The organism is Vibrio sp. L3-7 (assembly GCF_963898195.1).
In the GTDB taxonomy this organism is placed as follows: domain Bacteria; phylum Pseudomonadota; class Gammaproteobacteria; order Enterobacterales; family Vibrionaceae; genus Vibrio; species Vibrio echinoideorum.
Map to the genome: position 1 here is coordinate 198543 of NZ_CAWQUW010000066.1, position 19890 is coordinate 218432.

At 45.0% G+C, this 19890-nt stretch carries 14 protein-coding genes; 9 read left to right on the forward strand and 5 right to left on the reverse strand.

Going from position 1 to position 19890, the window contains the following annotated elements:
- The first annotated feature begins 107 nt into the window (after window positions 1-107).
- Entirely contained in the window at window positions 108-1733 is a 1626-nt protein-coding gene (pckA, locus tag AACW75_RS23950) for a phosphoenolpyruvate carboxykinase (ATP) (protein ID WP_237297566.1), read from the forward strand.
- Window positions 1734-1889: 156 nt separating this feature from the next.
- Entirely contained in the window at window positions 1890-3860 is a 1971-nt protein-coding gene (locus tag AACW75_RS23955; RefSeq protein WP_261378899.1) for an AsmA family protein, read from the forward strand.
- A gap of 112 nt (window positions 3861-3972) precedes the next feature.
- Here the strand turns inward: AACW75_RS23955 and AACW75_RS23960 are convergent, their stop codons facing one another.
- From AACW75_RS23960 to AACW75_RS23970, 3 genes are read right to left on the reverse strand one after another with little or no spacing between them, the layout of a single operon-like run.
- Window positions 3973-4908 (reverse strand): bifunctional GNAT family N-acetyltransferase/hotdog fold thioesterase, encoded by a 936-nt coding sequence (locus tag AACW75_RS23960; RefSeq protein ID WP_017076168.1) that lies wholly within the window; start codon window positions 4906-4908, stop codon window positions 3973-3975.
- A 16-nt stretch (window positions 4909-4924) separates the two neighbouring features.
- Entirely contained in the window at window positions 4925-5359 is a 435-nt protein-coding gene (gene dtd, locus AACW75_RS23965) for a D-aminoacyl-tRNA deacylase (protein WP_102553932.1), read from the reverse strand.
- The gene (locus AACW75_RS23970; protein ID WP_145570072.1) at window positions 5331-6272 is read right to left on the reverse strand and encodes a virulence factor BrkB family protein; all 942 of its coding nucleotides are present in this window, start codon (window positions 6270-6272) and stop codon (window positions 5331-5333) included. The genes dtd and AACW75_RS23970 overlap by 29 nt, the downstream gene beginning before the upstream one ends.
- A 205-nt stretch (window positions 6273-6477) precedes the next feature.
- On the opposite strand from AACW75_RS23970, the gene AACW75_RS23975 reads away from it, so the two are divergent.
- Together AACW75_RS23975 and AACW75_RS23980 are read left to right on the forward strand one after the other, a co-directional pair.
- A complete protein-coding gene (locus tag AACW75_RS23975; protein WP_017093967.1) occupies window positions 6478-7119 on the forward strand; it encodes a DUF2959 domain-containing protein in 642 nt (213 codons plus the stop codon).
- Between the two features lie 26 nt (window positions 7120-7145).
- Window positions 7146-7673, forward strand: a complete 528-nt coding sequence (locus tag AACW75_RS23980; RefSeq protein WP_145570071.1) for an AAA family ATPase — start codon at window positions 7146-7148, stop codon at window positions 7671-7673.
- A 409-nt stretch (window positions 7674-8082) separates the two neighbouring features.
- Here AACW75_RS23980 and typA read toward each other — a convergent pair whose 3' ends face one another.
- On the reverse strand, window positions 8083-9915 hold the full coding sequence (gene typA / locus AACW75_RS23985) for a translational GTPase TypA (protein ID WP_017075481.1): 1833 nt from the start codon (window positions 9913-9915) through the stop codon (window positions 8083-8085).
- A 563-nt stretch (window positions 9916-10478) separates the two neighbouring features.
- Here typA and glnA point away from each other — a divergent pair.
- The 5 genes from glnA (at window position 10479) to AACW75_RS24010 (ending at window position 18183) form a co-directional block, all read left to right on the forward strand.
- Entirely contained in the window at window positions 10479-11888 is a 1410-nt protein-coding gene (gene glnA, locus AACW75_RS23990) for a glutamate--ammonia ligase (protein WP_017075482.1), read from the forward strand.
- A gap of 226 nt (window positions 11889-12114) precedes the next feature.
- Window positions 12115-12684: a DUF4124 domain-containing protein gene (locus AACW75_RS23995; protein ID WP_102448452.1), complete on the forward strand. Its 570-nt coding sequence runs from the start codon at window positions 12115-12117 to the stop codon at window positions 12682-12684.
- Between the two features lie 168 nt (window positions 12685-12852).
- Window positions 12853-13929 (forward strand): nitrogen regulation protein NR(II), encoded by a 1077-nt coding sequence (glnL, locus tag AACW75_RS24000; RefSeq protein WP_017075484.1) that lies wholly within the window; start codon window positions 12853-12855, stop codon window positions 13927-13929.
- Window positions 13930-14051: 122 nt separating this feature from the next.
- On the forward strand, window positions 14052-15455 hold the full coding sequence (gene glnG, locus AACW75_RS24005) for a nitrogen regulation protein NR(I) (RefSeq protein ID WP_017075485.1): 1404 nt from the start codon (window positions 14052-14054) through the stop codon (window positions 15453-15455).
- A 109-nt stretch (window positions 15456-15564) separates the two neighbouring features.
- The gene (locus tag AACW75_RS24010) at window positions 15565-18183 is read left to right on the forward strand and encodes a bifunctional diguanylate cyclase/phosphodiesterase (RefSeq protein WP_145570070.1); all 2619 of its coding nucleotides are present in this window, start codon (window positions 15565-15567) and stop codon (window positions 18181-18183) included.
- An 81-nt stretch (window positions 18184-18264) separates the two neighbouring features.
- Here the strand turns inward: AACW75_RS24010 and hemN are convergent, their stop codons facing one another.
- The gene (gene hemN / locus AACW75_RS24015) at window positions 18265-19656 is read right to left on the reverse strand and encodes an oxygen-independent coproporphyrinogen III oxidase (RefSeq protein WP_102553926.1); all 1392 of its coding nucleotides are present in this window, start codon (window positions 19654-19656) and stop codon (window positions 18265-18267) included.
- Window positions 19657-19890 lie beyond the last annotated feature (234 nt).

The window sequence follows — 19890 nt, forward strand, 5'->3', positions numbered from 1 at the left end:
TTTGAGCTATATCCCTGTTTCCCCCGAGTCTCGTTGCTAGCATGGTGAGCAGATAACAATAAAAAATTAATACAAAATCCCTACAAAATATCCTACAAGGAGCACCTATGACCGTTATGGAACATACTAAGGCTGCACAAATTGATCTAACTAAGCACGGACTGACTGGCGTTACCGAAGTTCTTCGTAATCCTAGCTACGAACAGTTATTCGTTGAAGAAACACTGCCAGGTCTAGAAGGCTACGAGAAAGGCGTAGTAACGGAACTAGGCGCTGTTGCGGTTGACACTGGTATCTTTACTGGCCGCTCACCAAAAGATAAGTACATTGTTAAAGATGACACAACACGCGATACCATGTGGTGGTCAGATCAAGGCAAAAATGACAACAAACCGATTACAACTGAAGTATGGAATGAGCTAAAAGAGCTTGTAACAACTCAGCTATCTGGCAAGCGCCTGTTTGTCATTGACGGTTACTGTGGTGCTAACCCAGATACGCGCTTAAGTGTACGTATTATCACGGAAGTAGCGTGGCAAGCGCACTTCGTTAAGAACATGTTCATTCGTCCAACCGACGAAGAGCTAGCAACGTTCGAACCTGACTTCGTCGTTATGAACGGTGCTAAAACAACCAACCCTAACTGGGAAAAACAAGGTCTAAACTCTGAGAATTTCGTTGCTTTCAACCTAACTGAACGCGTTCAAATCATTGGCGGTACTTGGTACGGCGGTGAGATGAAAAAAGGTATGTTCGCAATGATGAACTACCTATTGCCTCTTCAAGGTATCGCTTCAATGCACTGTAGTGCAAACGTGGGCGAGAAAGACGATGTAGCCATTTTCTTCGGCTTATCCGGCACAGGCAAAACAACGCTATCAACCGATCCTAAACGTGAGTTAATCGGTGATGACGAGCACGGTTGGGATGACGATGGTATCTTTAATTTTGAAGGTGGTTGCTACGCGAAGACGATCCGCCTGTCGAAAGAAGCAGAACCAGAAATTCACAATGCAATCCGTCGCGATGCACTGCTAGAAAACGTAACGGTTCGTGGTGATGGCTCTATCGATTTTGATGACGGTTCAAAAACAGAAAACACTCGTGTTTCTTACCCAATTCACCACATCGACAACATTGTTAAGCCAGTTTCAAAAGCCGGTCACGCTCAGAAAGTTATCTTCCTGACCGCAGATGCATTTGGTGTTCTACCACCAGTATCTAAACTGACACCAGAGCAAACTAAGTACCACTTCCTATCTGGCTTTACCGCTAAGTTAGCAGGTACAGAGCGTGGTATCACTGAGCCAACGCCAACGTTCTCTGCTGCGTTCGGTGCTGCATTCTTAACCCTTCACCCTACTCAGTACGCTGAAGTGCTTGTGAAGCGTATGGAAGCGGCTGGTGCAGAAGCTTACCTTGTGAACACGGGTTGGAATGGCACAGGCAAACGTATCTCGATTCAAGATACTCGCGGCATCATTGACGCTATCCTAGATGGATCAATCGACCAAGCGGAGATTAAGGTTATTCCTATGTTTAACCTAGAAGTACCGCTAGCGTTGCACGATGTAGATCCTGCGATTCTAGACCCACGTGATACGTACACTGACCCACTACAATGGGAAAGCAAAGCGAAAGATCTAGCAGAACGCTTCATCAACAACTTTGATAAGTACACAGATAACGCTGAAGGTAAGTCACTGGTTGCTGCAGGTCCGCAACTAGACTAGTTTCACCATCTGCTCGGGGTTGAGCGAAATGCGAAGACCCTGTTTCAAAATGATATTTTTGTAGCAAGCCCCTCTTTTGAGGGGCTTTTTTGTTGATGCTTACCCATTTTTGTTCCACTCTGTTTTAACACTAGTGAAATTTAAGGCTTTCAAGGAATGAAAAAGGTACTCATGGTGCTTGGCATTGTGCTTTCCATCATCGTTGCACTTATCGCAACGCTGCTATTAAGCTTACAAACTCAATACCGAGCTGATGTTGCTAACTTCTTTATCAAGCATACGATTGAACAACCTGTGCTCATTGAAGATATTGAGTATCAGGTGCCTTACCACATCACTTTAATGGGCGTTACCCAAAGTCAGCCAGAACAACAAACTCCTCTTTATATCGATAAGATCGATATTTGGTTCAGCCCTCACTCTGTCACTCAAGCCAAACTCGTTTTGGATTCTGTGCTGCTCAGCGGCCTTCAATTGGAAACGAATGATCTCGGCACACTCGCATCACTACTTACACAACCAAACATTCAGCTCCACCAGCTAGCCATTAATAACCTAGATTTTTCGACACAGGACTTTAATGTGCGTGGTATCGATCTCCAGATTTCAGAACCCACTTGGGGTGACAGCTATTCACTGCTGCCTTATGGAAAAACTCAACTCACCGCCACGCAACTTTACTGGCAAGGTGAAGCATTCGATAACCTTCTGATTGATCTAGACCTAAAACCCAGTGATAGCACTCTGTATGGCGCTTCATTCGACTGGCGTGGAGCGAAAATTTCCGGGCAAGCAGAGCAATACCAGAGTGATTGGTCGCTGGTGAATGTCACGGTCGATGGCTTGCGATTAAACGAAAGACAAACCAAGACCCTATTGAGCAAAGAATGGGATGTCGCAGGTATTCAGGTCAACCACATCAACAGCCTAGACATTCTACGCAGCGATGTGCAATGGCAAGATGGCCACTTAGCTGCTTTTGATGCGTCACTCGAAAATATCCAACTGCCTTTTAGATGGTGGGAGCAACAACAAGCGACGCTCTCTCTACAAGCTGAAGGCGTCATTTTGGACGATGATAGCTTCATCGACCCAAGCGTTAAGTTAAGCCTCCAACCAAACCAGATTCTGATTGAAGATTTTTATACTCAATTCTTGCAAGGCAGTATTCAGCTGAACGGAAAGATTACCCCGAGCTCCATTGAATTAGCACAGCTCGATGTTCGCGGCATAAAATGGATTACAGAAAACCAAGATAATAATTTACCCGCGGTGCGTCTAACTCCTTGGCTTAAACAGCTACAACAGGTCTCTATCAAACAACTTAACGTAGAACGCAGCCAACTCATTCAACTCGCAGAGAAGCCTTACTGGCAGGTCTCAGGACTGCATGTCGAGGGGCATCAAGTTCATCTGCTTCAAGATAGAAAGCTAGGTTTGTGGCAAGGTAAGTTGATGGCCAGTGCTAACGATGCAAGCTATCAAAACATCCTCAGCGCTCAACCTGTTATTGAAATGAACAGCGATCAGGGAAAATGGACACTAACACGCCTGTTTGCGCCACTGAAGCATGGCTATATTGAAGCAAATGCAACGCTCGATTTTAACAAAATAAGCAAACCATGGAGCTTAGACATCTCTGCCGATGGGTTGCCGATATCACTAATGTTGCAGCCATTAGAGTTACCACTCGATGCAACAGGTTATGGAGAGTTCGAGCTTCAAGCCGCTGGCTTATATGGCGATTCACTGATGCTCGGTTACTCAACCACGGGGCAACTCACCGGTAGCGTTCGTCAAGGCGTAATGACCTTTAACGATAAGCTCTCCGACACATCAAGCAATAACGTATTTGAAGTTCCGGAACTGAATGCTGATTTCGACCGCGGCCGTTTCACTCTTAAGCCAATGCACATCATTGGTGCATCTGCAGAAGAGCAAGGTTCACAAAGAGTTCAAACGTTAAATGGCGAGGTTTCAGGAGAACTCGATTTGCTAGAAACGACCAAGCACACGCTTTCTATCACCTTAACTGACCAATGCCATCAAATCTCAGGAAAGCTCAACCAAGCGAAGTATTCGGAGATTAATGACTGCCAACAAAAAAGCGCCACTCCACAGGAGTAGCGCTTTCAATCAACCGTTTCATTTGCAGTTTTTGATCCGCAGTCCAGTTTTGAACCGCAGTTTAGTTTTGAACCGCAGTTTAGTTTTGAACCGCAGTTCAACGAGCGATAAGCTATTTGCTCACGTCTGAGTCGGTTGATAATCTCTTTTTATAGTCGGGGATCAGCATATAGGTTCCCGTAAACTCAACCGCTTCCACATCACCACTGTTAATAGTCACGTGAATAATGATACGTGCCTTTCTACCTGAAGCGAGGCGATCTAAATCACCACTGATTCCGTCCAATGAAGTTGCTGCCACTGGGTTTTGCTCAACCGGATGACGATAGCGAATATTGCTGTCGGCCAATACGATATCACCGGTAAGCCCACGCTCTTTCATCAGCAACCAAGTCATTCCCCAACCCGTTAAGGTCGCTAGGGTGAAAGCTGATCCAGCAAACATAGTATTATGAGGGTTGAGATTTGGGTTCAACTGAGCACTACATTCAAACTGATAACCAGTGTATTGGTTAATCTTGATGCCCATCTTGTCACTGATCGGGATTTGATTTTCCCAGCGCTGTTGTAGCTCATTACACCATTCAGGCTTACGCAGCACATCAGCCATCGGATCGAGGTGCTTCACCATCTGCTGGTGACGAACTGGACCACGTTGGTCGTTAATTTCACCACGACGCTCAAAGTGATTCTTCTCGTAGAATGAGATCGCATCTTCTCGTGCATTACACACCAAGCGTTTGGCGCCCTCTTGGCGAGCCAATGACTCTAACGCCACTAAAATCAATGAACCCATGCCTTTACTTCGGCGAGAGTTCTTCACCGCCATATAACGGATCTGACCTTCAAGGTCTGGAGTGATGTAAAGGCGGCCAATCGCCATCGGACGACCACGACCATCGACAATCATACGATGGTGACTCATGGCATCATACTCATCACGCTCGGAACCTACCGGCATACGCCAAGGTTCACGCAGCATCTGCCAACGAAAATGGTAATACTTGTTCAGTTGATTTTCGGTGGTCGGTGTTATCAGTTTAAACATGCATATTCCTTTAAGTTTAAACCTGGAGCCAGAATGTTACTGGACCATCATTAACCAATGACACTTTCATGTCGGCTGCAAATCGGCCACGTTCCGTTGGCAATACTGATTCACATTGGTCAGAGAAATAATCGTAAAGACGCTTTGCATCTTCAGGGTTTGCTCCACGAGAAAAGCCCGCTCGGGTTCCTTTTTTTGTATCGGCTGGCAGTGTAAATTGAGAAACTACCAACACTTTACCTTCAACTTGTTTTACGTTGAGGTTCATTTTTCCGTCTTCATCTTCAAAGACACGATAAGTTGTCACTCGTTCCATCAAACGTTTGGCTTTGGCTTCGTCGTCACCTTTTTCCACGCCTAATAGAACCAATAAGCCTTGTTCAATCTCACCAACTACTTCGCCATCAACACGGACGGCAGCTTCACTTACTCTTTGAATCAGGGCTATCACTGTTGTTTCCTTGCTCTGGAATTTCATCGTTATCCAGCGAGTGTACCATTTCTTGCGAGTCACTCCACTGTTCGTGCTCACCAAGCGCGGCTGTCACTTCAGCACCCACTAACACGATTAACCAGCACAAATAAACCCAAACAAAAAGAATCGGAATCGCCGCTAAAGCACCGTAAATCAACTGGTAAGACGGAAACTGAGTAATATAAGCCGCAAAACCTTTCTTGCTTAATTCAAACAGAATGGCCGCAACCAAAGAGCCTGCAGCAGCATGAGAAAAGTGTATCTTTTTGTTTGGAACGAGAAGATATAAACCGAAGAACGCAAAGAAAGAGAGAATCAAAGGAAGCTTGCGAATCACGGTATTGAAGGCACTCGAGACGACTTCATTTTGCAGCAAGTTCAATGACGTCACGTAAGAGGTCGCGGCAATACTGGCGCCCACTAAAATTGGCCCAAGGGTTAGCACCATCCAATACATAGAGAAAGACAACACGGCCCGACGCTTTTCCGTTACACGCCAGATGTAGTTCAAGTTCTTATCAATATTGGAGATCAGCATCAGAGCTGCAATGAATAAGAACACACTGCCTACAGCGGTCATTTTTCCGGTATTGGCGACAAACTCAAGCAAAGCACCATGCACTGCATCCCCTGACGCAGGAACAAAGTTGGTAATGACAAAGTTTTGAATCACGAGACCGACATCAGCAAAGATTGAGAATGACGATAAAATCGATAGCAGAACCGTCAGCATCGGCACAATGGAAAGCAGAGTAATGTACGCTAAATAGCCCGCGTTCACGTTGACTCTATCGTGCGTCATCCGCGTAAGAAGATAGCGGGAAAACTGGATGCTTCCTGTGGCTGCCTTTTTTATCTTCAACTTGTAACTCCCTGGTAACTCGTTCATAGTCCTAGTTAATATTCCGTTGTATTAATCACAGTAAGTAAATGTTCAAAAATAGCGTAGGAAAAAGGCTTGAGAACAAGGCAGCCTTTTTTGATAAGTAGTTATTCTACAATCAAAAATTCTAACGCCGTTATCGAGCATTTTAACAAGCTAGGTTGAGCAGTTATTTACTACGATTGATATTATTTAACTATAGGAAACTAGGATGCCTTATTTAATAGTTATAGTCCTCTCTATTTTTTCTCTAACTGGATGCCAGTCCGCTTATTACTCCGCCATGGAGCAAGTGGGTTACCACAAGCGCGATATTATGGTCGATAGAGTAGAAGACGCGAAAGAGTCGCAGCAGGATGCTCAGGAAGAGTTTACCAGCGCACTTGAAGCCTTGAGTAGCCTGACGAACTTCAGTGGCGGCGACCTTGAAGACATGTACAACCAAATCAACGATAAATACCAAGACAGCGAGAAAGCCGCACAAAATGTCAGTGATCGGATTGCTGCGATTGAAGACGTGTCAGATGCGCTGTTTGCAGAGTGGCAGAGCGAGTTAGACCTCTACACCAGTGCTTCACTGCGCCGTTCGAGTGAACAAAAACTGCGAGAAACCCAATCGTCTTACAAGACCATGCTTTCAGCAATGAAACGGGCCGAGAAGAAAATGGACCCGGTACTCAACACCCTTCGCGACAATACGCTTTATCTAAAGCATAACCTCAATGCGAGTGCTGTCGGTTCGTTGCAGGGAGAATTCATGAGCTTAGAAAAAGACATTGCCTATGCAATAGAGCAGATGAATGCAGCGATAGCAGAGTCGGATAAATTCCTCGCTCAGCTCAATCAGAAGTAGCCCCTCAAAGATAAAATGACCACGCAATGAGCCCTATCATCTCTGGCGGCCCAGGAGCCGGAAAGACAACACTGATTAATGCCTTGGGTAACGCGGGTTACCCAATCTTCGCTGAATCCTCTCGCCAGTTGATAGAAGAGCAAAGCCAGCTTAAAAATGGAATTTTACCCTGGTTAGATCTGCCGGGGTTTGCTCGTTTGTGTTTAACCGTCATGATCGAGCAAAAAGAACAGGCCAAACAGCATTCGATTACGTTTCTCGATCGCGCTATTCCAGATATCTGTGGTTACTTGAATCAAGCTAACCTTGAGATTGATGAGAGCTACCGAGAAGCAAGCCAAGGCTATCACTCTCAAGCCTTCTTCTGTCGCCCTGAGGCATCTATTTACGTACAAGATGATGTGAGGCCTTATCCGCTTGAAGAAGCCTTAGAAATTCACCATGCGTTAGTCAGAGTCTATCAAGAGCTAGGTTATGAAGTAGTCGAGGTGCCATTTATGTCGGTGGAAGAACGAGTTCAATTCGTGATACATCACCTAAAGATAAAAAACTAGATATCAAAAACTAGATATCAACTCAATCGTTCATCCCTCTTGAAGATGCCGGAAGGCTCATTAACGCAGACAACGTTAAGACACCGAATCATCATACCCTTTTGCAAAACACCTTCGCTAAAAGCCATTTAGGCATCAACCATTAGACCCACAACTCTTTCGTCCCTTCCTCTTGAGGGTGACGACAAAGGTGCTTTGAATTAAGGTGCTTTAAATTAAACGCATACGCCATCATTCCCTATCGCGAGAGACGAGCGTGGTAGGGAATCTCTCAGCCTTACTATTTTCAATATATTACTTGTTTTCGATATACGACTAACGGCACAAAAAAAGCCCCGAGCAGCTGAGCTACTCGGGGCTTTCTTATTCGTTGTAACGTCTCGTTAGCTAGAAGCTAACCTGCCGACAATTAGTCTTTAGCAGGGCGAGAAGCGCGCTTACGTTCGTTTTCAGTAAGAAGTTTCTTACGGATACGTACGTTTAGTGGCGTTACTTCTACTAGTTCATCTTCATCGATAAACTCAAGAGCTTGCTCTAGAGTGTGCTTGATCGGTGGAGAAAGAACTTGTGCTTCATCAGTACCAGATGCACGAACGTTCGTTAGTTGCTTACCTTTCAGACAGTTTACTGTTAGGTCGTTTGAACGGTTGTGAATACCGATTACTTGGCCTTCGTAAACTTCATCAGCGTGCTCTGTGAATAGACGACCACGAGCTTGAAGGAAGAACAGTGCGTAAGTCAGTGCTTTACCCGTTGCGTTCGAGATTAGAACACCGTTGTTACGTTGACCAATGATACCGCCTTTGTGAGGACCGTAATGATCGAACGAGTGGTAAATAAGACCAGAACCAGACGTCATTGTAAGGAATTCAGTTTGGAAACCGATAAGACCACGAGAAGGCATCATGAAGTCCATGCGAACACGGCCTTTACCATCTGGTGCCATATCCGTTAGCTCACCCTTACGTAGACCGATGCTTTCCATGATCGCACCTTGGTGCTCTTCAACTACATCGATAGTAACCGTTTCAAACGGTTCCATTCTCTGACCATTTTCTTCTTTAATGATTACTTCTGGACGAGATACTGCAAGCTCAAAGCCTTCACGACGCATGTTTTCGATCAGGATAGAAAGGTGAAGCTCACCACGGCCTGATACGCGGAAACGGTCTGGGCTTTCAGTTTCTTCAACACGTAGTGCAACGTTATGAACCAATTCTTTTTCTAGACGCTCAAGGATGTTACGTGAAGTAACGAACTTGCCTTCTTTACCCGCGAACGGAGAAGTGTTTACTTGGAAAGTCATTGTTACTGTTGGTTCATCAACAGACAGTGGTTCCATTGCTTCAACATTGTTTACGTCACAGATAGTGTCTGAAATTTTCAGCTCACCAAGACCCGTGATTGCAATGATGTCGCCAGCGTTAGCTTGTTCTACTTCGTGACGCTCAAGACCTAGGTAACCAAGTACAGTACCTACTTTACCGTTACGTTTCTTGCCTTCAGCATTCACGATAGTTACTTGTTGGTTTGGCTTAACAGAACCACGAGTAACACGAGCAACACCGATAACACCTACGTAAGAGCTGTAATCAAGTTGAGAAACTTGCATTTGTAGTGGACCTTCAAGGTCAACTGCAGGCGCTTCTACTGTATCAACAACAGCTTGGAACAATGGTTCCATGTCTGTGCCAACTTCGCCTTCTTCCATTGTTGCCCAACCGTTTAGAGCTGAAGCGTAAACAACAGTAAAGTCTAGTTGCTCATCAGTCGCGCCTAGGTTGTCGAACAAGTCAAATACTTGGTCCATAACCCAATCAGGACGAGCACCAGGGCGGTCAATCTTGTTGATAACAACGATTGGCTTAAGGCCGTGTGCAAATGCTTTTTGTGTTACGAAACGAGTTTGAGGCATTGGGCCATCAACTGCATCAACGATCAGAAGAACTGAATCAACCATAGACATGATACGTTCAACTTCACCACCGAAGTCCGCGTGTCCTGGGGTATCTACGATGTTGATACGGTAATCATTCCAGTCAATTGCTGTGTTCTTAGCAAGGATTGTAATGCCACGCTCTTTTTCGATGTCATTCGAATCCATGACACGCTCTTCAGCTTCACCACGAGACTCAAGAGTGCCTGACTGTTGTAGTAGTTTATCAACCAAAGTCGTTTTACCGTGGTCAACGTGCGCGATGATCGCGATATTTCTTAACTTATCAATCTGTGGAGTAGACATGGATTCTCGATTCACTCATAAAAGGTAGCCGTCAATTATCTCAAAAGTTTGGATAATAACCGCTAGCTTGATTTAAAAAACGGTCAATAATATACCAGATTTTAGACAAAAACCCAGAAATATGTGATCTGAACCGGGGCTTTTTTCTCTTTTAGCGATTCATATCCGCTTAACTTTGATTCAGCACAGTATAGAAACACCCAATTCATACGATTCTAAAGGATTGTCACAAACAAGCTTCAAATCGAATCTCTCTCAAAACGACAAAAGTGGATTGACAACTTAGGCAATTCATTGCTGAATGGTATCCGATCATGACTCATCTTGGTGCACAGACAAACGATTGCACCAATTAAGTGCACGCAGAGATCATTTTGGTGCAAAAACCAAAAATAACAAAACAGAAAAACAAGTAAATCATTGAAATTAATGGAATAATTTTTTTGGCACGTTTTTGGCTATACATAAATTAGCATCGATTAATGCACTTATAGACATTAATCAATGCTGGTTTCAACCGAATCGAGCTAATACCGAATTAATAACACTGGAGGTTATCCAAGATGTCAGTAGAAAATGTACTATCCCTGATCCAAGAGAACGAAGTTAAATTTATCGACTTACGTTTTACTGATACAAAAGGTAAAGAGCAGCACATCTCTATTCCTTCTCACCAAGTTGATGCTGACTTCTTCGAAGAAGGTAAAATGTTTGACGGCTCTTCAGTAGCTGGTTGGAAAGGCATTAACGAATCTGACATGGTAATGATGCCAGACGCAGCGTCTGCTGTACTGGACCCGTTCACAGAAGACGCAACACTGAACATCCGTTGTGACATCCTTGAGCCTGCAACAATGCAAGGCTACGATCGTGACCCTCGCTCTATCGCTAAACGTTCTGAAGAATACCTACGTTCTACAGGTATCGCAGACACAGTTCTAGTTGGTCCAGAGCCAGAATTCTTCCTATTTGATGACGTTAAGTTCTCAAACGACATGTCTGGTTCTTTCTTCAAGATTGATGACGTAGAAGCAGCTTGGAACACAGGTTCTGACATCGAAGGCGGTAACAAAGGTCACCGTCCTGGCGTTAAAGGCGGTTACTTCCCAGTAGCTCCTGTAGATTCTTCTCAAGACATCCGTTCTGCAATGTGTCTAGTAATGGAAGAGATGGGTCTAGTTGTTGAAGCTCACCACCACGAAGTAGCAACTGCGGGTCAAAACGAAATCGCAACTCGCTTCAATACGCTAACAACAAAAGCTGATGAGACTCAAATCTACAAGTACGTTGTACACAACGTTGCTCACGCATTTGGTAAAACAGCGACATTCATGCCTAAGCCACTAGTTGGTGACAACGGTTCTGGTATGCACGTTCACCAATCTCTAGCAAAAGACGGCGTTAACCTGTTTGCTGGTGATAAGTACGGCGGCCTATCTGAAATGGCGCTTTACTACATCGGTGGTGTAATCAAACACGCTCGTGCAATCAACGCATTTGCTAACCCATCAACGAACTCGTACAAGCGTCTTGTACCTGGTTTTGAAGCTCCAGTAATGCTTGCTTACTCAGCACGTAACCGTTCTGCTTCTATCCGTATCCCAGTAGTACCAAGCCCGAAAGCACGTCGTATCGAGCTACGTTTTGGTGACCCAGCAGCTAACCCATACCTATGCTACTCAGCAATGCTGATGGCTGGCCTTGACGGTATCAAGAACAAGATCCACCCAGGCGAAGCTATGGATAAAGATCTATACGACCTTCCAGCAGAAGAAGCGGCTGAAATCCCAACAGTTGCTGAGTCTCTAGAAGTTGCACTTAAGGCTCTAGACGACGATCGTGAGTTCCTAACTGCAGGTGGCGTATTCTCAGATGATTTCATCGATTCTTACATCAAACTGAAATCTGACGACGTACAACGCGTGAACATGGCTACACACCCACTTGAATTTGAACTGTACTACTCAGTTTAATCTCCTGTAGAGATAAGCCATTTCTTACTGCAACCTTGTAAGAATCGCTGACTAAATATTAGGCTCGCCTCGCAGGCGGGCCTTTTTTATATACTCCCTCCCTCTGCTTCCTCGTACCATACCTTAGACAAAAGCCCTCAGAGGCTGCTGCTATAAATACAATAAAATCAATAACAAAACCAACGCCAAACGTGAAATCACCTAGCGGTGAAAAGAGGCTAAAGATATGAAAAATATACTGTTCCTGATCGGGTTAACAGTCGCTCTCTCGTGCTCTGCTCAAACGGTGTATACCTGGGTGGATGAGGATGGTGTTCTCCACTTTAGTGATACCCCTACCGACCAAGGTGCCAAGTCTCTTCGCCTGCCTGATGTACAAGCGTCAGCGCCAGCCCCTAAATTTGAGGCCTCAATGCCTGTTGACGCTGCAGCTTTATCTACAACTAAAACGGCAACGCCAGATAAAAATCAAGCAGGAACAGAAACCACAGAACGCGAGATTCCCACTCAATTAGCCCTTACCATGCTGACTCCAATTCATGATCAAACTATTCGTAGCAACCGTGGCTTAATCCCGATTCAGATAGATCTCAACCGAAAACTTGGTATAGGGGAGCAATTACAATTGATACTTGATGGCCGTCGATATGGCGCCCCACAGACCCAACCTATTTGGGAACTGAAAGGCATAGATCGAGGTACTCACACCATTGCAATTCAAGCACATAGAAGCGGCAAGCTTATTGCATCTACTAGTCCAGTCACTGTGTATTTACACCGAGCGACGATCAAGTAGGCCAATGTGTTAAAAGAGACTGAATTACTTCGATTTTTCACCTAATCTCAGCCGCTTTTAGCACCTTTAATGAATTATCTTTAGCTTCTGATTGATATGCGCCATACTTGAACTTAGCTACGCACCAATTTGGTGCAGTGAGAAAAACACCAGTTCAAGGACGAAATAGTGAATCGATCAGCGAAAAGCGACAGCATAGATACACATCACCTTTCCAGCGCCATTCTCGACAATATGGTGACTTCGACATTGATGCTCGATGAGCAACTGAATGTGCGATACGCCAACCCTGCGGCTGAACAACTCTTTTCACAAAGCGCGAGACGTATCGTTGATCACCCATTGAGTCAGCTCATCCAACATGCGTCTCTCGACTTAGCACTCTTAACTCAACCTCTACAAAGTGGCCAGAGCATTACTGATAGTGACGTTACCTTTGTGGTCGATAACCGCCCATTAATGCTTGAGGTTACGGTTAGTCCAATCTCTTGGCAGCGAGAGACCTTGCTATTGGTTGAGATGCGCAAGATAGACCAACAAAGACGGCTCAGCCAAGAGCTAAACCAACACGCCCAACAACAAGCGGCTAAGCTGCTGGTACGTGGGTTGGCGCATGAAATTAAAAACCCGTTGGGAGGTTTAAGAGGTGCGGCGCAATTGCTTGGAAAAATGCTGCCCGATCAGTCGCTCAATGAATATACCCAGATCATTATTGAGCAAGCTGACCGCTTGAGAGCCTTAGTTGATCGCCTTCTTGGTCCACAAAAGCCAGGAACAAAGTCGGAAGAAAATCTCCACCAAATACTCGAAAAAGTAAGACAACTAGTCGAGCTCGAATCGGGTTCAACACTCGCTATCGAAAGAGATTACGACCCGAGCTTACCCGCAATTTTGATGGATTCCGCCCAAGTTGAACAAGCCATGCTCAATATCGTGAGCAATGCTGCACAGATTTTAAAGACCCAAGAATCAGGGAAAATCACCATTCGCACCAGAACGGTGCATCAAGCCAACATTCATGGCCAACGACACAAGCTCGCTGCTCGTATAGAGATCAGCGATAACGGCCCCGGCATCCCTGATGAATTAAAAGACACGCTGTTTTACCCAATGGTCAGCGGACGAGAAGGTGGCACTGGATTAGGATTGTCGATATCTCAAAATTTGATCGATCAGCACAATGGGAAAATTGACGTTGAGAGCTGGCCGGGTAACACCACATTCACGATTTACTTGCCAATTTAGGTCAACAGAACCTCGCGATTAGACAGCGAGATGAAAGGCTTAACTCGGTAACACAAAGATTAAAGACATCATAAAAACAACAATGATTATCACAATAGATTTGGCTGCAAAGGAATTGAATTATGAGTAAGGGATACGTTTGGGTCGTCGATGACGACAGCTCTATCCGCTGGGTAGTAGAAAAAACACTGTCATCGGCAGATATAAAGTGCGAAACATTTGCAGACGCAGAGAGCGTATTACTTGCTCTTGAGCGCGAAACACCCGATGTTTTGGTATCTGATATTCGAATGCCCGGCATTGACGGGATTGAGCTCTTACATCAGGTTCATCAGCGCTCTCCCGACCTGCCAGTGATTATCATGACGGCACACTCGGACCTCGATGCTGCGGTAAATGCCTATCAAAAAGGGGCGTTTGAATATCTGCCTAAGCCGTTTGATATTGATGAAACATTAACTCTAGTAGAGCGAGCGATTGCGCATAGCCATGAGCAGAAACGTGAACAAGCCAGCGAAGTAACCGAAGAAACCAACGCACCGGAAATTATTGGTGAAGCGCCCGCGATGCAGGAAGTTTTCCGAGCGATTGGCCGTTTGTCTCGCTCTTCTATCTCGGTTCTTATTAACGGGGAATCGGGCACAGGCAAAGAACTTGTCGCACATGCCTTGCACCGGCACAGCCCGAGAGCTAAAAAACCCTTCATCGCTCTTAATATGGCTGCCATTCCTAAAGATTTGATTGAATCGGAGTTATTTGGCCACGAAAAAGGTGCCTTTACGGGTGCCAACAGTGTCCGTCAAGGGCGTTTTGAACAAGCTAACGGTGGCACACTGTTTTTGGATGAAATTGGTGACATGCCACTCGACATTCAAACTCGCCTATTGCGTGTACTTTCTGATGGTCAATTTTATCGCGTAGGTGGTCACTCTGCAGTTAAGGTTGATGTTCGTATCGTAGCCGCGACCCACCAAGACCTTGAACGCTTAGTACATGAAGGCGGCTTCCGTGAAGACCTTTTCCACAGACTGAATGTAATCCGCATTCATATCCCTGCACTACGTGAACGTAAACAAGATATTGAAAAGCTGACTCACCACTTTTTAGCATCAGCTGCAGAAGAATTAGGGGTTGAAGTAAAGACACTGCATTCAGAAACAATCTTGAAACTCAATCAACTGAATTGGCCAGGTAACGTACGTCAGCTTGAGAACATTTGTCGTTGGTTAACCGTAATGGCCAGCGGCAGTGAGATACTCCCTTCCGATCTGCCACCGGAGTTGCTGGAAGAGAAAGTCGTGACGACTTCAGGCTCTGGAGATAATTGGCAGCAGCTGCTCGCTAATTGGGCAAAGTCTGCGCTCGATTCCGGCGAAAAGGAGCTGCTGACTTATGCTCTGCCAGAGTTTGAACGTATATTGCTAGAAGCTGCACTCAACCATACTAATGGTCACAAACAAGATGCAGCCAAGGTTTTGGGATGGGGGAGAAACACCCTAACTCGTAAACTCAAAGAACTGTACTAGACCTTATATGACTCTCGATGCAGCTACTTTTTTAACCAAAAAAGTGTCGCTTGGTTTAAATAGTGTCGGTACAATTACAGTGCACTATTCACCAAAGTTGTAGCTAAAGATGTCTTTGAAAACACCGATTACCTTGAGAACTGCTGTGGTTCTGCCATTCGTGATGATTTTTCTGTTCACTATGAGCGTAATGGTTTTCACTCAAAAACAAAGCTACAAAGAGATGGTGAGTGATATTAGTGTACGCCAACTAACTTCACTCACTGATCACGTTCATCAAAGCCTGTCCAACTTTTTAGAAAAGCCATTTCACGCGAACCTCTCGCTCAGCCATAACATCGGCTACCACCACCTTTACCAAGCGGGAAACCTTAGCAAGGTCCAAGACTACATTTTTTATACGTTTTCAGACCATTTCACTGCTATACCTCAACTCGATGTGATCGGCTTTGGTTCTGAAGATGGTAACTATGTCGGTTTTCGTAAAGAAGCGAATAACGGCTATACCTTGATGGTACAAGACGACCGTACTAACGATCAGTTGGTCATTTACCGCGGCAGCACAATTAGCGAAGACATTCGATCGGTGATTTCAGGTTACGACCCGAGAGTCCGCCCTTGGTACACACCCGTTGCTACGCAAAAAAAGGCTGTATGGTCGCCAATTTATGCCAATGCAGATGAACGACAAGAGATCACCTTATCTGCCCTCGCCCCTATCTATGATAACAACGAATTCAAAGCCGTCGTCGTCAGCGATATTAAGATCAATACCTTCAATGCGTTTCTCAAAGAACTTAAAGATAAAACGGATGCCTCTGTTTATATCATTGATAAACAGCAACGCTTGGTCGCTCACTCGAGTGGCGGCAGCGTGGTCTCTTGGGGAACAGGGAAAACCAATAAAGGCCAACGATTACTAGCATCAGAGAGCGCTAACCCGGTAATACGTGAAAGTGCTAGCTACGTAGACCAATTTCACCTAATCGAAAATTTGGGCGTGCAGCGCTTTAGCTTTCGCCTAGACAACGAACGATACTTCAACCAGATCACCCCTTATGAAGATGAGCACGGCATCACTTGGTTTATTGGTATGTCGATCCCTGAAAGCAACCTACTCGGTGAATTACCTGAAAACCAAAGAAACAGCTGGTTGCTCGGGCTAGCGCTGAGTTGCATTGGTGTCATTGCAGGATTAATTGCCTTCAATCGCGTAACCCAACCCATCACCTCAACAGCGGATGCGGCAAAGCGTCTTGCTAAGGGCGATTGGAACACGAGTATGCCAAAGACAGGGCATATCTATGAAACCAGCATGTTGGTGGAGTCATTCAATGAAATGACCAACAACTTAAAGGCTTCCTTTCAAGCATTACAGTCTCAGCTTACCTATGACTCATTAACCAAATTATATAGCCGAGAAGGCTTTATCGACGCTGCCAAGAAAAACCCTGCAAACGAAAAAGGCACACTTTATTTAGTGGGTATTGATCGCTTCCGAGACATCAATGACAGCCTTGGTCATTACAATGGTGACCAATTGCTTATCATTGCGGCCGCTCGTTTAAGAGGTACATTGCCATCCGAGTACCTATTAGCTCGCACTGGCGGTGATGAGTTCGCCATTTACGCCCCGAACGTCATCCAAAGCGAGGAAGCTCAACTACTGACTAATCGCTTGCTTCAAACCTTTGCTTCCCCATTTTCAATGGAATCAGAAAGTGTCGTCATTAAGGTATCGATGGGAGTCGTCGGCGTATCTAACGTCCACGACATTGCGCTACTGCTGCGTAGTAGTAGCATTGCTTTGAGCAACGCAAAACAAGACAAAGCCAGTGTCAGCATTTACAGCCCTGAGATGGGTAAAGCATCAAGACATCGCACTAAGATGCTGGCGCGGATGAACCGAGCGATTGAACTTCAACAGTTCGAACCCTTCTATCAACCTATTATTGATCTAGAATCCGGATCGACCATTGGGGCTGAAGCTTTAGCACGCTGGATAGCCGATGAAGGAATAGTCTCACCACTTGAATTCATTCCTCTCGCTGAAGAGAGCGGGCTTATTTACGATATCGGCAAGCAAATTCTACATAAGTCGTGTCGAGATACTGCAATCGCGATTGAGTCAGGAAAATGGAGCAAGGACTTCTCTATTCACGTTAACCTTTCAGTCGATCAACTGAGTGAAAGTGGCTTTGTTGAACAAGTTAAAAGCACGCTACGTGACACCAAGCTACCAGCAAGCAACCTGACACTAGAGATCACTGAGTCACGCATCGTCGACAATGACCCTGCCATCATCGATAACATGCTGACGCTAAAAGCATTAGGCATCTCGATTGCAATTGATGACTTTGGTACCGGCTATTCGTCACTGGCTTATTTACACAAACTGCCATTTGATTGCTTAAAGATCGATCGCAGCTTCGTCAGCAAGCTGGAAAAAGAGAACCTAGACAGCTCGATCGTCGCGGCCATCGTTAACATCACCAAGGGTTTCAAAGTGAGCTTAGTGGCAGAAGGCGTTGAAACACAGCAACAGGCAGAACTCCTCAAGCAACTAAAATGCCCACTTGCTCAGGGGTTCTTATACGGTCGACCGGTTCCGTTTGACCAATGGCCTATCGATCTCAGCAATGCTCAACAGAATGCCAAGGTTAAACCGAATAACGAAGCCAAACAAAGCACCAAGGCCAAACAAAACACCAAAAAAAGCCTCAGCTAAATCAAACAGAAATCGAATGAGTCAGATACAAAAATGCCAGCATCATGCTGGCATTTTTTATGTTTTTTCTCGACCGAATGATTAAATCACGCGAGAGAATTGTTGTTGGCGAGCCTTAGCACGTAGGTATTTATCGAAACACATACAGATGTTACGAATCAACAGGCGGCCACGCAGAGTCACACGGATTTCTTTGTCATCGACTTCAACCAACTCATCGTTGATGAAGGTTTGCAGCAATCCTAGGTCTTCTTTGAAGTAACGATTAAAATCGACTGAAAACTCAGATTCGATCATCGTCTTATCCAACTTAAAGTTACAGATAAGCTGCTTAATCACTTCACGACGCAGTAAATCATCGCTATCAAGTGCGACGCCTTTCCAAAGTGCGTGGCGTAGGTCATTAACCTGAGCGTAGTATTTTTTCAGCTCTTTTTGGTTCTGAGCGTAAGCATCACCCACCATAGAGATAGCCGAAACGCCAAAGCCAATCAGGTCAGCTTCACCTTGGGTCGTGTAGCCTTGGAAGTTACGATGCAGGATACCTTCACGCTGAGCTACTGCTAGCTCGTCTTCTGGTAGAGCAAAGTGGTCCATACCAATGAACTGGTAGCCCGCGCCCGTTAAGGTCTCAATGGTATCTTGTAAGATAGCCATTTTTTCTTTTGCTTCTGGCAAATCTTCATCTTTAATCTTGCGCTGAGCTGCAAACAGTTGCGGCATGTGTGCATAGTTAAAGACAGAGAGACGACCTGGCTTCATCTCAAGTACTTGCTTCAGTGTTTCAGCAAACAATACTTGAGTTTGTTTTGGTAATCCGTAAATCAAATCTAGGTTGGTTGAACGGAAACCCAGGTCTTTTGCACGTTGAACCATCGCAATAATGAATTCTTCATCTTGCTCACGGTTAACTAGCTTCTGTACTTCTTTATTGAAATCTTGAACACCGATACTTAAGCGGTTAAAACCTTCGCTACGTAAGTGGTCTAGTACATCGAGTTCGATCTCGCGAGGGTCAACTTCGATACTGATTTCAGCATCCGCTGTGAAGTTAAATTCATCACGCAGAATCATCATCAAACGAGTGATTTGTACTTTCGTTAGGAATGTCGGGGTACCGCCACCGAAGTGCAGTTGAGTTACCTCACGACCATTCAACAAAGAAGCGCGTTGACGAATTTCATGCTCAATCACATCAAGGTACTCATCCGCTTTGTGCGAGTGACGAGTAATTACCTTGTTACAACCACAGTAGTAACAAAGCTTGTGACAGAACGGGATATGCACATAAAGAGAGAGTGGACGCTCTGGATATTGCGTACACGCCATGTCGTAATCAGCGACGGTAAACGCTTCATGGAACTCCAACGCAGTTGGGTATGAAGTGTAACGAGGTCCCGAATAGTTGTACTTGTTTAAGATTTCTTGATCCCAAACGATTTGCTGATTCGTTGTTACTGGCTTGCTCGACATAGCGGTAATTCCAATTTAGATCCGCGAGAACCTAAGGTCTCTCAAATCATTTTACATACATTAAAATATAGACGGGTTATTTTGCCACACGACCTGTAAGGTCGTTTCAAGACAAAATCTTTTTTTCAGAGAAAAACTCAGAACTGCTAGCTTGATCACTAACAATGCACCGAAATAAAGAGGCGCAAAAGGTAAGAAGGCTCATTTAACACTATCTGCGAAGATAAGGTACAT

Bases quoted from the DNA above. Each gene is read 5' to 3' on its own strand.
- AACW75_RS23975 (WP_017093967.1), top strand. From the start codon at position 6,478: ATGCCTTATTTAATAGTTATAGTCCTCTCTATTTTTTCTCTAACTGGA.
- AACW75_RS23995 (WP_102448452.1), top strand. From the start codon at position 12,115: ATGAAAAATATACTGTTCCTGATCGGGTTAACAGTCGCTCTCTCGTGC.
- AACW75_RS23960 (WP_017076168.1), bottom strand. From the start codon at position 4,908: ATGTTTAAACTGATAACACCGACCACCGAAAATCAACTGAACAAGTAT.
- AACW75_RS23970 (WP_145570072.1), bottom strand. From the start codon at position 6,272: ATGAACGAGTTACCAGGGAGTTACAAGTTGAAGATAAAAAAGGCAGCC.
- hemN (WP_102553926.1), bottom strand. From the start codon at position 19,656: ATGTCGAGCAAGCCAGTAACAACGAATCAGCAAATCGTTTGGGATCAA.
- pckA (WP_237297566.1), top strand. From the start codon at position 108: ATGACCGTTATGGAACATACTAAGGCTGCACAAATTGATCTAACTAAG.
- AACW75_RS24010 (WP_145570070.1), top strand. From the start codon at position 15,565: ATGTCTTTGAAAACACCGATTACCTTGAGAACTGCTGTGGTTCTGCCA.
- AACW75_RS23980 (WP_145570071.1), top strand. From the start codon at position 7,146: ATGAGCCCTATCATCTCTGGCGGCCCAGGAGCCGGAAAGACAACACTG.
- AACW75_RS23955 (WP_261378899.1), top strand. From the start codon at position 1,890: ATGAAAAAGGTACTCATGGTGCTTGGCATTGTGCTTTCCATCATCGTT.
- glnA (WP_017075482.1), top strand. From the start codon at position 10,479: ATGTCAGTAGAAAATGTACTATCCCTGATCCAAGAGAACGAAGTTAAA.
- glnG (WP_017075485.1), top strand. From the start codon at position 14,052: ATGAGTAAGGGATACGTTTGGGTCGTCGATGACGACAGCTCTATCCGC.
- typA (WP_017075481.1), bottom strand. From the start codon at position 9,915: ATGTCTACTCCACAGATTGATAAGTTAAGAAATATCGCGATCATCGCG.